Annotated in this window: 12 protein-coding genes; 5 read left to right on the forward strand and 7 right to left on the reverse strand. The window is 39.3% G+C overall.

The window, feature by feature from the left end:
* Nucleotides 1-43 precede the first annotated feature (43 nt).
* The 3 genes from ACUR5C_RS09750 to rluD are packed head-to-tail and all read right to left on the reverse strand — an operon-like array spanning nt 44 to nt 2,480.
* Nucleotides 44-724 carry a lysophospholipid acyltransferase family protein gene (locus ACUR5C_RS09750; RefSeq protein WP_454464930.1) on the reverse strand — a complete coding sequence of 227 codons (681 nt, stop codon included), beginning with the start codon at nt 722-724 and terminating at the stop codon, nt 44-46.
* A 19-nt stretch (nt 725-743) separates the two neighbouring features.
* A complete protein-coding gene (gene pgeF, locus ACUR5C_RS09755) occupies nt 744-1,487 on the reverse strand; it encodes a peptidoglycan editing factor PgeF (protein ID WP_454464931.1) in 744 nt (247 codons plus the stop codon).
* The gene (rluD, locus tag ACUR5C_RS09760; RefSeq protein WP_454464932.1) at nt 1,488-2,480 is read right to left on the reverse strand and encodes a 23S rRNA pseudouridine(1911/1915/1917) synthase RluD; all 993 of its coding nucleotides are present in this window, start codon (nt 2,478-2,480) and stop codon (nt 1,488-1,490) included. It abuts the gene before it with no gap.
* 229 nt (nt 2,481-2,709) lie between these two features.
* Between rluD and ACUR5C_RS09765 the strand changes: the two genes are divergently transcribed.
* Complete coding sequence (locus tag ACUR5C_RS09765) at nt 2,710-3,471, forward strand: outer membrane protein assembly factor BamD (protein WP_454464933.1); 762 nt, start codon at nt 2,710-2,712, stop codon at nt 3,469-3,471.
* A 79-nt stretch (nt 3,472-3,550) separates the two neighbouring features.
* On the opposite strand, the gene glnB is transcribed toward ACUR5C_RS09765, so the two are convergent.
* A complete protein-coding gene (gene glnB / locus ACUR5C_RS09770; RefSeq protein WP_454464934.1) occupies nt 3,551-3,889 on the reverse strand; it encodes a nitrogen regulatory protein P-II in 339 nt (112 codons plus the stop codon).
* Between the two features lie 246 nt (nt 3,890-4,135).
* Here glnB and nadE point away from each other — a divergent pair, with 246 nt between their 5' ends.
* The 4 genes from nadE to ACUR5C_RS09790 all read left to right on the forward strand — a co-directional run bounded on the left by nadE (nt 4,136) and on the right by ACUR5C_RS09790 (nt 9,058).
* Nucleotides 4,136-5,011, forward strand: coding sequence for an NAD(+) synthase (gene nadE, locus ACUR5C_RS09775; protein ID WP_454464935.1), 876 nt, complete (start codon nt 4,136-4,138; stop codon nt 5,009-5,011).
* A gap of 118 nt (nt 5,012-5,129) precedes the next feature.
* On the forward strand, nt 5,130-6,734 hold the full coding sequence (locus tag ACUR5C_RS09780) for a sensor histidine kinase (protein WP_454464936.1): 1,605 nt from the start codon (nt 5,130-5,132) through the stop codon (nt 6,732-6,734).
* 21 nt (nt 6,735-6,755) lie between these two features.
* On the forward strand, nt 6,756-8,120 hold the full coding sequence (locus ACUR5C_RS09785) for a sigma-54-dependent transcriptional regulator (RefSeq protein ID WP_454464937.1): 1,365 nt from the start codon (nt 6,756-6,758) through the stop codon (nt 8,118-8,120).
* Nucleotides 8,121-8,485: 365 nt separating this feature from the next.
* On the forward strand, nt 8,486-9,058 hold the full coding sequence (locus ACUR5C_RS09790) for a GspH/FimT family pseudopilin (RefSeq protein WP_454464938.1): 573 nt from the start codon (nt 8,486-8,488) through the stop codon (nt 9,056-9,058).
* A gap of 6 nt (nt 9,059-9,064) precedes the next feature.
* Here ACUR5C_RS09790 and thiI read toward each other — a convergent pair whose 3' ends face one another.
* The 3 genes from thiI to hrpA form a co-directional block, all read right to left on the reverse strand.
* On the reverse strand, nt 9,065-10,531 hold the full coding sequence (gene thiI / locus ACUR5C_RS09795; RefSeq protein WP_454464939.1) for a tRNA uracil 4-sulfurtransferase ThiI: 1,467 nt from the start codon (nt 10,529-10,531) through the stop codon (nt 9,065-9,067).
* 151 nt (nt 10,532-10,682) lie between these two features.
* Nucleotides 10,683-11,276, reverse strand: coding sequence for a transcriptional repressor LexA (gene lexA / locus ACUR5C_RS09800; protein WP_454464940.1), 594 nt, complete (start codon nt 11,274-11,276; stop codon nt 10,683-10,685).
* 582 nt (nt 11,277-11,858) lie between these two features.
* Nucleotides 11,859-15,719 carry an ATP-dependent RNA helicase HrpA gene (gene hrpA, locus ACUR5C_RS09805; RefSeq protein ID WP_454464941.1) on the reverse strand — a complete coding sequence of 1,287 codons (3,861 nt, stop codon included), beginning with the start codon at nt 15,717-15,719 and terminating at the stop codon, nt 11,859-11,861.
* Nucleotides 15,720-15,887: the final 168 nt, after the last annotated feature.

The following is a 15,887-nucleotide window of genomic DNA, read 5'->3' on the forward strand; positions in this document are numbered from 1 at the left end:
AAAACTATGAGTGAGATAACAGAAAATCTCTAGTTTGCTTGAATTAAGCTTCAATTTTATCAATGTTGCCGAGTAGCCATTGAGACAAACTGAGTTTTATCTCTGGCTGAGCAATTTTTTTATAAGAAACTAAACTATGTTGGCTTATTTTAATTTGACTTGGTTTAACCACCGAGGCGAAAACCGTTCCGGGCGCGCCTACTCCGGTTATTTGAATAGGCAGTAAGTCACTGTGAGTTAGCTGGCTTAATCGAATAATACCAGGCTTTATTATTTTACGAGGTGTTGCTTCACTATGAATTCCGCCTTGCGCAAAAAGAGCGACGATTTCACCATTTTTTATCGCTCTTAATGCACTTCGAAAAGCTTTTTCAACACGACCACTGCGGTCGACAGGAATACAGCCTGCGGCTTTAAACATCCAATTTAAGACGGGCTTATTATATTCTTCTACCGCTATCATAAAACGTATTGGGCGGTTGGATGCTGCAATTAAAATAAATGGGTCAATACCAGAAATATGGTTTGGCGCTAAGATAAAACGTTTATTCTCTGGAAAATTAATTCGCTGCGTTCCTAAACGATGAAAACGTCGACAGTACAACCGAATTAAACCGTCTAATACATTAGCACCACGGCTTCCCCAATCTACCTCGTTATTAATTTTACCAAGTAGAACTAAGACGCCAATCAAGCTAAAAAATAGAATAATAAAACTAATCAAAACTTAATTCTCATCAGTATTAATTGGCCAGCCAAATAAGACTCGCCATTCTTCCCGTTTGCGAATCCCTTCTATAAGAATAGAAACGTTCAGGTTGAGCATAACTACAAAATTGACCGCCATAAACATCAGAGCCTAATTGGGTTAATTTAAAGCGCGCTAAACCAATTAAATCGAACCAAAAACGAGCCTTGTCATTGGCTTTAAAAAACTGACCGTAGTCACAATCTAAATCTGTAAAAGCGCTGTAAACCTCAGCACCGACTTCAAAATTAGGCTGTGAGATAGCTGGACCAATCCAGGCCATTAAGCCAGCCCCACCCGTTGTATTGGTAGCGACTGTATTTTCAATAATTCCATTAAGTAGCCCGCGCCACCCGGCATGACAAGCTGCAACCCAACTGCCATCTTTTGTGGTTAGCAATATAGGTAGGCAATCGGCCGTCATCACCACGCATACTTTATTTAGCTTAGTTGAATACGAACTGTCGGCAGTTATACTGCCGGCGGAGGGACTAGAAATATTATCAAGGTTTACCACTTGATTTGAATGGACTTGCTGCAACCAAAACGGCGCGCTAGGAAGTGATAATTGTTGACTGAGCAAAGTGCGGTTTTGCGTTACCGCTGTCACATCATCTGCGACGTGGTGAGCGAGGTTTAAACTATTATAATGCCCCTTACTCACGCCGCCATTTCGAGTAGTCTGAAATGCACAAACTTTTTGTGGTGCAGGCCAATCGGGTTGAATAAACTCTATCATTTACTTAGATAAAGATTGGTCATGCTGATTGATTGCAGCAAAAAGTGTTTGCATATCGGTGGGAATATCGCACTCCCAAGCGATCCACTCTTCCGTTTTAGGGTGAGTTAACCCCAATGATCGAGCGTGCAAAGCTTGACGCTTAAAACCATCCCACACTTTCACAAAAGCCTCGCTCATACCCTTTGGCTTTTGATTGCGTAGTCCATACATAGGATCACCAACCAAGGGATGTTTCAAATGCGCAAAATGCACCCTAATTTGATGGGTTCGGCCAGTCTCAAGTTTGACTTGGACTAAACTAAAATCATGAAACTTTTGTGTAATCCTAAAGTGCGTAATCGCAGTTTTTCCGCCCTTAGCAACAACTGCCATTTTTTTGCGACTAACTGGGTGACGCCCCATGGGCAAATCAATCGTATCACCCGCAACTATCACTCCATGCACTAAAGCCACATATTCTCGTTCAAAATGCCGCTCTTGCAGCTGTGCAACTAAATGGTTGTGCGCCTCAGCGGTTCTGGCGACTACTAATAAACCGGTAGTATCTCTATCTAAACGATGCACAATACCAGCTCGAGGCAGCTTTCTCAGCTCTGGAAAGTGAAATAGAAGCCCGTTCACTAAAGTGTCTGTGTAATGTCCCGGGGCTGGGTGAACGACTAAACCTGCAGGCTTATTGATAATTATCAAGCTGTCATCTTGGTAATGAATGTTGAGTGGCATTTCAGTAGCCTGCCATTCTCCCTGATCCTCTAAACTCGTCTCGACTTCTAAAGTTTCACCACCTAACAATTTAAATTTAGGCTTATTTATCACCGTATTATCAACTTTAACTTGATTGTTCTTTATCCAAGCCTGTAGCCTAGAGCGTGATAAATCAGGAAAGTAAAACGCAAGCGCTTTATCCAAGCGTTCCCCTGCGAGTTGTTTCTCCACTTCAATAGTTTGCAGCGGGTCGTCTTGTGATGGTTCGAGTGAACTTTTTGTCACTATGATGGCCTTATTAGATTGGTTAATCTGGCGATTAATAACCCTGTGAGGTAAAATATCGCGTTAAAGTAGTGATTGATGTCATTAAACGCATCAATTGATTAAAATATAATCACTTATAATTGGCAATATGCCAACTAACAGTACATTTAAGCTTAAGTTTAACATCAGTTATCAAAAATCTTTATTTTTGATAGTAAAAAAATCAATTAAATGGCATTGAGAATCAATGAGAATAGTAAAAATAGTAACATTCCTGCTAATGATAAGCACTTTAGTCGCGTGCCAAAGCAACACGGCAACAACCCATGAAGCTCAGCGAATCAATAATGCAATTAAGCTTTATGAAAAAGCTAAGTATTCAATGTTATCAGGCAACTTTCGTAGTGCGGTCCAATATTTAGAGCGAATTGATAGTTTATACCCTTTTGGAGCCTACTCTCATCAAGCTCAACTTGACTTAATCTACTCTTACTATCGCTTAAGTGATTTTGCTTCTGGTATCGCCTCAGCCGATCGCTTTATTCGTCAAAACCCTCGACATAAAGATTTAGAATATGCCTACTACATGAAAGGACTAATTAACTTTTCGTCGGAAACAGGTTTTAGTAAAGAGGTTTTTTCTGCCCCGCTTTCGGAACGAGACGCCGCTACAGCCCGTCAATCTTTTGATGATTTCGCAGAGCTAGTTCGACTGTTTCCTAACAGTAAATACGCTAGAGACGCGCAAAAACGAATGATTTACCTTAGAAACCGTCTCGCGGAATACGAACTTCACGTGGCAAACTATTATATGAAGCGCGAAGCTTACCAAGCTGCGGCAGCCAGAGCGAGCTATGTCGTGGACCATTACCCGCAAACACCCTCTATTCCTTATGCACTACAAATGATGGTTGTCGCCTATGAGCTGCTGGAATTACCTGAAATGGCCGAAAATGCCCGTAAGGTATTACTTTTAAACTACCCAGATTTCAAACTGGCCAATAACTAATTGGCAACAATAAAAAATCGCTTCCACAAAAAACGGCAACCTCAAGTTGCCGTTTTTTTATGCTAGATTGTAGAGCAGTTTAAACTGCGCTCTCGTTTTCTTCGCCCGTTCTTATTCGAATAATCTTTTGCACTTCGGTAACAAATATCTTGCCATCGCCTATTTTGCCGGTTCTTGCAACGTCCATAATGGTCTCTACACACAAATCGAGTAAATCATCGGCAATAATAATTTCAATTTTAGTTTTTGGTAAAAAATCAACCATATACTCAGCGCCTCGATAAAGCTCAGTATGTCCCTTTTGACGCCCGAAACCTTTAACTTCGGTGACAGTCATACCGGTAATTCCCGCGTCGCTTAACGCTTCTCTTACATCATCTAACTTAAATGGCTTTATTATTGCTTCTATTTTTTTCATTATTTACCTTTAAAAACTCGTCACCCATGAGCACTCCCGAAAAATTACTCAATGTGCTGATTAACAAGACTATTGGTGTGTCCTGACTAATATTATCGTTTAATTCAGCTTAGCCGTCTATATATCAAGGCTGATAAAAGTTATCTTTAAGCACAACTTTAAGCACAATTAAAGACAAATAATTGACTATAACGCCTTGAAAATACAGACATACTTGCCGAATATGCTAACATAAGCCTAAATTTAATGACAATTAATCATTTAAGAGAGTCAAGCGTGGACATGCAGCAACAAATTGTTCAAGAAATGAAAGTTTTACCTAAAATTAACCCGCAGCAGGAAGTTGAAAGGCGAATCGCCTTTATTAAAAAAACACTTTTAAGCTCTGGCCAGCGTCATTTGGTACTTGGAATTAGCGGTGGAATTGACTCAACAACCTGTGGGCGGCTCGCACAATTGGCGGTTGAACAACTCAACCAAGATACCGCAGCGGAAGAAACGAAACCATTTCAGTTTGTAGCGCTAAGACTACCTTATCACACCCAAGCAGACGAAGCTGACGCACAATTGGCTCTGTCATTTATTCAACCCAGCCAGAGCTATAGTATTAATATTGGCCCAGGCGCAGATGCTCTTCATGCAGAAACAGAAAAGGTGCTATTAGCCTCACCCAAAAGTCAATTTAGTAGCGCTCATTTAGACTTTAACAAAGGTAATGTTAAGGCGCGCGCGCGGATGACCATACAGTATAATGTGGCGGGCTTACTTGGCGGTTTAGTGATAGGAACCGATCACTCTGCGGAAAACATTACTGGCTTTTACACTAAATGGGGAGATGGCGCTTGCGATCTCGCCCCGCTATTTGGATTAAACAAACGGCAAGTGCGCCAAATTGCAACTCATTTAGGCGCACCAGAACCACTCGTTAACAAAGCCCCCACTGCCGACCTAGAAAGCTTAAACCCAGGTAAAACAGATGAATCGGCTTTAGGCATTAGTTATGAGGAAATAGACGACTTTTTAGAAGGTAAAAGTGTTCCTGCAGCGGTAAAACTAAAACTCACCGAAATTTTTATTCGAACACAACATAAGCGTAAACCGATACCAACAATTTACGATTAATAATCGCTAAGCTAATAGATAAGAAAACTAAAATGAGAAAAGATAAAAGCAACGACAATGCGCTCAAAAATAAAATTAGCATTTCATGTTTAACTGAGCAAAACGGACAGGAATTAGAATGTCAGCTTTAGCTTCTCCAGAATTGCCCTTTTCTACTTCGTGGCGAGCATTACAAATATTTACAAGCTATCGAGTCGTACTTGCTTTGCTTTTATTTTTAGTGTTTTTAATGAACACTGAATTAAATATTTTAGGAACTCGTAATCCTAACCTTTATTATGTCACTTCTATCTCTTTCCTATTTTATGCACTTAGCACCTTTACCGTTAGTTTTTTAGTTAAAAAGTTTTACTATTTGCAGCTCGAAGTTCAAGTGCTTATCGATATTGTTTTAATTATTATGATGATGCACGCCAGTGGCGGCGCAGCCAGTGGCATGGGCGTTTTAATCGCAGTAAGTACCTCCGCTGCTAGCATCCTAACTGGAAACCCTGCTGCATTAGGTTTTTCTATACTAGCCTCTTTTGCATTGCTTGGTGAAGAGCTTTATTCCGATTTAGCTTACCAACCAGAGCATAATAATTTTGCCCAGGTCGGCATACTTTCTATGACATTTATGGCCACTAGCCTGCTCTCATTTTATTTGTCTAAAAAAGTAATCGAAACAGAATCCATGGCAAAAGCCTCAAAAAAAGGCTTAGAAAACATGGAAAAATTGAATGAAGAAATTATTCAATTTATGTCCACCGGGGTATTGGTGGTTGACTCAGGCAATGCCATTAGGCTCATCAATCGAGCAGCATGGATTCATCTTGGAATGCCGGAATCAACTAAATCAAGACGATTAGAACAAGTCTCTACACCACTGGCAAGGCAACTTAACCTATGGCGTAGAAAGAATAGTTACCGCTCAAAAACATTTAGAAATACAGCAACGGGTCCAAACTTACTGCCTAACTTTTCTGCAATTGGCGAAAATAAAGATAATGCAATTATATTCTTAGAAGACACGACTTTTTTAAATCAGCAAGCACAAAGTCTAAAGCTAGCCTCTCTTGGCCGTCTTACAGCTTCTATCGCTCACGAAATTAGAAACCCATTGGGTGCGCTTAGTCATGCAGCTCAATTAATGAAAGAGTCAGAAGAGATTGACCCAGTAAATATAGGGCTTGTAGAAATTATTCAAAATAATACCCAGCGGGTAAACGAAATTATAGAAAATATTATGAAGCTTTCTCAGCGAAAACCCATTCAAGTGAAAGAGCTTAATTTATCTCGCTACTTACCTATAATGTTGCAAGAATACGCCAGTGGAAAAGAAGTTAAACCGATAATAAAAACACTGTTTCAATCGCAGAACTTAATCGTTCACTTTGACGTTAGTCAGCTATCACAAATTTTAACTAACCTTATTGATAATGCAGCAAGGTATAGTGAACAAAAAACCGGAGAACCAACTGTTACTATTATGGTAGGAGTGGAACCACAAACACATACCGCGTTTTTAGATGTGATTGATCAAGGCGATGGTATTTCCCCAGAAGTCGCAGAAAAAATATTTGAGCCATTTTTTACTACCTCACGCTCTGGGACTGGACTAGGGCTATACTTATCAAAAGAGCTATGCGAAGTGAACCGTGCTAGACTTAACTATATTCCGCTGACTAGTGGCGGCGCATGTTTCAGAATTAGCTTTTCAGTAGCAAACTTAACCCAAGCATAAATGTGAAAAATTGGATTGAAAATGCAGCATAAACCGTTAGCTCTAATTGTCGATGACGAACCAGACATTTTACAACTACTGGGAATTACCTTGCTTCGTATGGGAATTGAAACGCGTCAAGCAGAAAACTTAAAGCAAGCTTACGCGCATTTAAAAGAAACGCATTTCGATGTGTGTCTAACCGATATGAGGCTGCCGGACGGTGATGGTTTAGAACTAATAGAGTACATTCAAGCCAATCTCCCTGACTTACCTGTCGCGTTGATTACAGCACACGGTAATATGGAAATTGCGATAGAAGCGATGAAAGCCGGTGCGTTTGACTTTGTATCTAAGCCGGTAGAGTTGAACGCTTTACGCGAACTCATTAATAGCGCACTAAAAGTTAACCAGCCAACTACTGAAAAATTAACCAGCAAAAATAAAAAGCAGCTAATTGGCGATACGCCAATTATGAAACAGCTAAAACAAACTATTCTAAAACTCGCTCGTAGCCAAGCGCCGGTCTATATCAATGGCGAGTCAGGCACAGGTAAAGAGCTCGTTGCAAAGTTAATCCATTACAAAGGCCCAAGAGCAGAAGCGCCTTTTATTCCAGTAAACTGTGGTGCGATTCCGTCTGAACTCATGGAAAGCGAATTTTTCGGTCACAAAAAAGGCAGTTTTACTGGCGCAGTCAGTGATAAAAAAGGCTTATTTCAATTAGCCGATGGTGGCACCTTGTTTTTAGATGAAATTGCCGAGCTTCCAACGAATATGCAAGTTAAACTTTTAAGAGCTATTCAAGAAAAATCGGTAAGGCCAGTTGGCGCAGAAAAAGAAATTACCTTTAATGTACGCATACTAAGCGCGAGTCATCGCGACTTAATGAAACAAGTTGAACAAGATCTTTTCCGCCAAGATCTATTTTACCGCATCAATGTCATAGAATTAAAAGTACCACCGCTCAGCGAACGAAAAGACGATATACCTAAACTGGCCGACTATTTTTTGGAGCAACTAGCTCGCACGCATCAAGTAGACAAGCCCTCACTCGATCAACAAGCACTTAACCAGCTAAAACAGTACACGTTTCCTGGTAATATTCGCGAGCTAGAAAACATTTTAGAGCGCGCCGTAACGCTCTGCACCGGAAAAGTAATCACAGAATCTGATTTAAATATAACTAACGAGCTGCCAAATGAGCCTAACAGTCCAGCGTCACTACCTGAACGCCTACCGGCAAGAAACGACATCAGTTTAGATGAGTATTTAGAGTCTATAGAAAAACAAGAAATTATAAAGGCACTGGAAGAAGCCGAAGGAAACAAAACGCAAGCAGCCAAAATTCTCGGTATAAGTTTTAGAGCCATGCGTTACAAATTAAAAAAGCTATCCTTAGAGTAATAATGATTTTAGTGCCTTGATAATCACTGAGTATCAACCAATACTTACCGCTAATAATGAGATAAGCCGTTTTTATTTTCGTTACATGGGGAACTGCGACGCTTTAAATTAGAATACAAATTATTGCAATTTGAGAAAATCTATTAATGCAATTATTTATAAATTTCAAGCTCTTAAAATAGTGATTATTATAATTTGCTATTATCTTTTAAAACGATGGTTTTTTGCTTACTTCGCAACTTAATTTTCTCGTATAGAAATTAACTTAATCTCTCAATAAAACTTCAGTGATTCGCCATTAGTTCCTTTTTCCATTGTTAACTATTATAACAATTCATAATAAAAGCAATGAAAAGGACTTTAACATGGCATCTTATCAAACAAGAGGCTTTACGCTGATAGATTTAATGATTGCCCTATCAATTTTCGTCGTTTTATTTGGTTATGCCGTACCCAAACTAACGTTATTCATAGAGAAACAGGCAACCATCTCAGTGTTACTTAATCTGAAATCGAGCCTTCAGTATGCCCGAAAAATGGCCATTACAAATACCAAGAAAGTGACTCTATGCCCAAGCAATGATGGGCGAACGTGCACACAAAACTGGTCCAAGGGATATTTAATTTTTTTCGACAAAGATGAAGATCGCTTATTTAACAACAGTGACGTGCTTTTGAAACTTAACCAACTTAACGATGATAACCTCAGCTTACGTTGGAGAGCGTTTGGCAAAAGAGACTCTTTTCAATGGCACCAAACAGGTATTACTAATCACCAAAATGGGACCTTTGAGCTATGCCACCAATTACACCCTAAATTATCTAGGGCTTTAATTATTACTAAATCGGGTCGAATCCGACACTCTAAAGACAGTAATGGCGACGGTTTTCACGAAGGAGCGACCAACAAAAAACTAAAATGTCAGCCGCGTGGCTAAGCCTAATTAAGCAGGCTGGTAAACTTTAACGGCAAACCCTTGCGAGCTTAAAGTTTCAGCTTGCAACTGACTCATAATTCCTTTGTCGCAATAGAGTAAATAGGTTTTCTCTTTGTTAAGCTTAGCCGACTCATTCGATAATTTAAAAAATGGAATAGAAAGCACTTCATTCTTTGTTAAAAATAATGGCTTAGAGGCAAGCTCGTGGGGGTGGCGAATATCAATAATAATATCGTCGCTATCAGGCATAGAGACAATATCGATATTATCCAAATTTTTATCCGTTTGATAAATCTGATCAATATTCTCTACTTTTCTATCCGCAAATGCTTGCTCTAAAATACTAAAGTCAAAATTAGTTTCTTGATGCTCTATCCTGTCGAGTTTTGCACAAGTCGTTGGTTTGTCTGAAATAATTCCACAGTATTCAGGCATTACAGCAGCAAATTCTTCTGTCCCGGTTTGTCGAGACAAAGAAATAATATCTTGCTTATCCATAGTAATTAATGGACGTAAAGTTAAAGTGTCTACGGCTTTATCAATCACGGATAAGTTAGTCAAAGTTTGACTCGATACCTGACCAACACACTCGCCAGTAACTAACGCTGGCGCATTAAACTCTTGGGCGACTTTTTCTGCTACACGTAGCATCATACGCTTAAGCACCACACCCATTTGTGAGTGGTGAATACTTTTTAATATTTCATTGACCACTTCTTCAAACGGAATAGTAATAAAAAGCACTCGATGAGAAGCACTGTAACGCTTCCACAAATAATGAGAAACTTGTTTAACTCCAACTTCGTGGGCCATTCCACCCAAATTAAAGAAACAAAAGTGGGTCCGTATTCCCCGTTTCATCATTAAATAAGTTGCTACAGAAGAGTCATAACCACCAGAAATTAAGCTAACACAAGATTCTTGCTGCCCCATAGGAAACCCACCAAGCCCTTGAGTTCTTTTTTGAATCGTTAACAGCTTATCTTGCTTTATTTCTAAAGACACAGTGAACTCTGGATTCTTGAGTTGAACCCCATTCGATTCGCTATTAGCGAGCAATGCCCCACCAACTTTTTGTTCGGCTTGAATAGAATTGAAAGCGTGCTTACCCGAGCGCTTAACTCTCACACAAAATGTCTTTCCTTTAATCTGCGGAGCGTATTCATTAACAGCAACTTCGGCTATGTCTTCTAATGAGCTGAAAGGATGAGACTTCACACTTAGGATAAAGTCAATTCCAGGTGTGTTGCGTAATACTTCTAGCGTTTCTTCTGAAAGTTTCGACATTAGGCTGGAATCTAGTGCTTCATCAATTTTTACTTCGACATAGTCCCATGAGCCTAAAACTTCGATCGCTGGATGGATTTCTGACAAAAGTTTGCGTAAGTTCTTCTTTAGCTGAGCAATCAGCTTTTTACGAACAGGCTTACTTTTGATTATAACTTCGGGGAATAACTTAATAATAAACTTCATAGAACAAAAACCAACCAACATTTGAATTGGCGGCTATTCTAGCGGATTGATTGAATAAATCCAGCCAAAAGAAGAAAAATGCCCCTATTTAGAGGAACACGGGCATTCGTAACAGCAGCCTTAACAGCCAAAATTCTTGCTTTAGGTTTAATTAAGCGCGGATTAGACCAACAAACTTGCCTTCTATGGCTAAATCTTCAGCAGGCAGTACAATCGGTTCATAACTTTCGTTGGCAGGCTCTAAAACTGCGTTATTGCCACTTCGACGCAAAGTTTTAACTGTGACTTCGTCGTCTATTCTAGCGACGACTATTTGGCCTACTTCAGCAGTACTGGTTTTGCGTACCGCAATAAGATCACCATCTAAAATTCCGGCATCAATCATACTATCCCCTCTAACCCGCAGTAAAAAAGTCGGTTTATTTCGTTTAATCACTTCTGGGATAGTGATATATGCCTCAACATTTTCTACCGCTTCTATCGGCAGACCCGCTGCAACTGAGCCAATGAGCGGCAGCTCGTTATCATTTGCTGCGTTAATTATTTGAATGCCGCGAGGCTTATCAGCGTATATTTTAATCACATTCTTTTTTTCTAATGCTTTAAGGTGATCCGCAGCCGCTTTTGACGAACTAACCCCAATAAGCTCTGCGAGCTCCACGTGAGTAGGTGCTATACCGAATTCTTCGACATACTTTTTGAGGATCTCAAATACTTCACTTTGTCTATTGGTTAATTCTTTCATATTTAATTCCTAAATAGTCCTTTTGATATAATGCTCTGCAGCCACTATTAGAGCTTACTTGTTGCAGCTAAACCCATGTTAACAGTTTAGATGAGCTAGACACCCGTTATCCCAATAAACTCACATCAGGCAATTGCCTTAACAAGCTAGGATTAACAAACTGGGATTAGCAAACGGGGATTAGCAAACCACCCAAGCAACCACCACCCAAGCAAGTAGTACATTAACCTTAATTGATTGCTTTGTAAACTATTTTTTGGCCTGTCTATTTAAATCAGTTACTCGGTTAAAAGAAGCAGTGTCACTAATAAGATAAAAATATAACCTAGATTAGAAGTTTAATTAGTACTTAGACACCTCAAATAACCCGATTGGACTTTTAATTTAGTCGTTGAATGTGTATCCAAAGGATTTTTCCAAGCTCTTCTTCTACTCAATTAAGTAACTATTTGGCCTTAATGTGATCGAAGCGCTTATTGAGGTTTATTTTTAGTTTTATATCACTGTAACCACTTAAACTATTCCAGCTTTCAATAACTCGCTTGGCTCCTTTAGGATGATTTTAATCATTTGATTCAACCACTATATCGCTTCAATTTCTTTCTCAAGCTTTTCAAAAGCCTTTTGGAGCTTTTTAGAAGAAATACCCCCCTCTGTCTTTACCCCGGGCGAAAATAAGCTAAGTCGATATTCTTGCAGCATCCAATAAACGACGACAAAATATTGCTTTAGCTCTTCGTGAGTATTATAGGCGAGTAGTTCTTTGTGCCATTGTTGCCAATCTTGCCAAACTTCTAGCGCCTGATCTTCCTTAGGAAAATTGGTTGTAACTCTCTTTATGCGGATTAATACGCCTTTGTGGTATCGAGTATATCGATTTATCAAATCATCTCCCGCACTTAACAATGTACTACTTTGCCATAGTTCTTGTAACTGAGATTTAATATCTTTAACGCTTTTTGCATAGCTAGCAGAAGATAACTCGCTTAACTGACTAAATATTTTTTCACGCTGTTCAATTAGCGGCAAAACAAGATTAAGTTTTTCCGCAATCAATTGACGATACTGCGACTTAAAAATATCGTTCAATTGCTTAAATTCTTGCTCACTTAACACTGCGCTACGCTGCGCTACGACTTGAGCGGCAGTTAAAAGGCAGACCATATCAAATAGTGCCCTAAAACCGCCAAACCTTAGGTTCATTTTTTCTAATCGACGGTAGTCAGGCCAACCTTTACCCAATTGATTAATTGCCGCTGCGTTATTCAATAATAATAACCGTGCAATTCCTTGTGCGTGAGCATTAACTGCTGCAGTTTTGTCTGGAAAACTGTTAATTTTAACTTGGCTTGTGCAGTCAACCATGGCTCGAAAAGTTCTAATCGTTTGCCCGTTAGACTCTTCAATTAGCTCTATTGAAAAATCACCTTTAGGCCACGTTTTAAAGCCTGAGTCATTGCTATCTATTTTGACTTTATGCTTACGCTCAAGTTTTGGTTTAATCAATGACAATGAGTCAACAAGCTGCGGTGAAGCGCTTTGTTTTTTTGTGCTCATTATCTGATATTTCATCGTTAAATGGCTTTCAATTTGGGCTACATCAAAGTCTTCTTTAACCACCTTTTGTGCAGAGATTTTTTGTAGCACTTTGGCCAGTTCTTCTAGAAAATAGCTTCCTTGAGACTTAGTTGAAGCTAACGCTGCATAGCATTTTTCCGCAGTATCATTTAAAGGAATTAAGCTCCTACGCATAGGTTTAGGTAAAACTTTTAGTGCCGCTAATACTTTTTCTTTCAAATAGCCTGGTACTAACCAATCAAAATCACGATCAGTAAACTGATTGACCATATTTTCAGGTATTTCCACACTAACCCCATCTTGTGGAGTGCCAGGAGCAAAACAATAGTGCAAATTTAATTCAACACCTTTTACTTTTATTGTGGCGGGATAATCATCTGGGCTCTCTGCTTGGTTAAGAGTTAACGTTTCTATGCTAAAACTTAAAAGGCTATTACGTGCTTTAAAGTCTTTCTTTAACCATTTTTTCAAGCTAGCAAAACTACAAATATGGTCGGGTAATTTACTAGCATAAAGTTCAGCTAAAGATTGGTTATCGATACATATATTATTGAGTCGCTGTTGCTGCTCCCGGCTTTTTAGCTCAAGCAGCTTACTCCTGTTGGCTTTAATAAAGGGTAAATCTTCTGGTAATTGATCTAAAGCCAAGCCATCGAGTAAAAAGCGCTTTCTAGCGAGTTGCGGATCGATAGCAGCGTAGTTAATTAGCCGGTTATTGACTATAGGTAAGCCGAGTAATGTCTTGTCAACGTAGGCCATCACTTGACCTTTCTTCTTTCTCCAATGAATATCTTTATAGTTAGGCTTTAATAAATGTTTGGCAGGCTCCTCAATCCATTCTGGCTGTAGATCAGCATTCATTCTCGCGTAAAACTTTTCTGTTTCAATCATTTCTGCAGAAATTAGCCAAGTCTTTTTTTGCTTAAAATATAAAGACGATGGGTGTACCCAAACTTTCAATCCACGAACCCCTTGATAATAAAGATCTTGTGAGCGCTGGAATATGTGGGTAATAAAACCTGGGATTAATCCTTTGTGCACTTCATCTGGGTGTGCAGGAGTTGAGTTGACTGATTTAGGTAAAGCGATTACAGCGTCTTTAAGTTGCTGATAAACTCTTCTCCATTCTAAAAAACCTAAAAAGTTAATTAAATTCTGACTACACCATTTCTTAAATGCGTTAGAACTTAATGCTTGCTTTTGTTGATTTAACTGACGCCATAATTCAATTGCAGTTAATATATCTGAATTATTCAAATTGTACTTTTGATGAAGCTGATCGGCTTTTTGCTGCTTGTCTATGGGACGCTCTCTTACCTCTCTAACACTCATTAAACTGCAAATCACAAGCATTTCATCTACCGCAACTAAACTGTCATCGACTAAAATTCGAGCAAGTTGCGGATCAGCGGGCAAACTAGCCATCGCTTTACCTATTGGAGTAATTTCTTTTCGCTGGTCTAAAGCGCCTAGCTCAAATAACGAGTTAAATGCAACTTTCCAAGAGCGCTCACTTGGCGACTCAATAAATGGAAAAGCTTCAACTTCATTCACATGCATTGCTTTAAGCTTTAATACAACTGAAGACAAGTTAGTCCGTTTTATTTCTGGTGCGGTAAACGCTTCGCGGTTTAAAAAATCTTCTTCACTATACAAACGAATACAAATGCCCGGCGCAATTCGACCACAACGACCTTTACGTTGATTAGCACTCGCTTGTGATATTTTCTCAACCGGCAGTTGTTGAATTTTATTGCGTTGACTAAAGCGACTGACTCGCGCCGTTCCAATATCAATAACAAAGATAATTCCCGGTACTGTCAAAGAGGTTTCTGCCACATTGGTTGAAATAATAATTTTACGCTTCGCACTCGCAGAAAAGATTCTTTGTTGTTCTTTAGCACTTAGCCTGGCATATAGGGGAAGGATTTCTACGTCGGCTATATTTGATTGATGAATTTGTTTAGCAATTGATTTTATCTGCCCTTCGCCATCGGCAAAAATTAGGATATCACCACTTGATTCGCTACAACACTCGTCTATCGCATTAATAACACCAGTAAGAATTGCATCGTGACTAGATTCATTATCACTACTATCGAGCTCTCTATAGCGTACTTCAACAGGGTAACTACGACCTTCTACACTAACAATTGGTGCGTTGTTAAAGCTTTTAGAAAACTTTTCTGGGTCAATCGTTGCAGAGGTAATAATTACTTTTAAATCTGAACGCTTGCGAATTATTTGTTTGATAAAGCCTAATAAGAAATCAATATTTAAGCTGCGCTCATGAGCTTCGTCGATAATAATAACTTCGTATTGAGCTAACAGCGGATCTTGCTCTATTTCAGCCAATAAGACGCCGTCTGTCATTAATTTAGTGCGAGTTTGTGATGAGTATTTATTGGCAAAACGTATCGCATACCCCACCCCTTCCCCTAAAGGCGTTTCCACTTCTTCGGCAATGCGTCTTGCTACACTAGTCGCGGCCACGCGTCGAGGTTGAGTGTGGGCTATAACCCCTTTAACCCCGTAACCAGCATTTAAGCATATTTTAGGGAGTTGAGTAGTCTTACCGCAACCAGTTTCTCCAGCTACGATGATCACTTGGTTTGATGCCAAAAGTTGAGTTATTTCTGCCGCGTGATTTGCAATGGGCAACTCAGTATCAACGCCTAACTTTAACGCTTTAACTTGTTGCTCAATGTGCGATGTTTTTTGAATTGACTTGGCCACTATATCTGACAGCTTTTTATTAAGATTATCAACCGGCTGCTTTTTCTTGGCCCTGCTCTTAATAGTTCTTTGCAACGAAATAACTTTGCCTAAGTCTCGGCACTGAATATTGTTAAAGATATCTGTCATTTTTATTTATCTATAATTTACCTAAATACCGGAAATAATTAAGCCTAGGCAATTTTACCCTTGTGCTATTCGATTTTTCTTAAACCGCAATTTTTAGTTTTAAAAATTAGCTGCGTTACTTGTGCAAAAAAAAAGCCCGCTTACGCAGGCTTTTTAAACTCTTGCATG

The sequence above is a fragment of the Aliikangiella aequoris genome, from assembly GCF_053709105.1.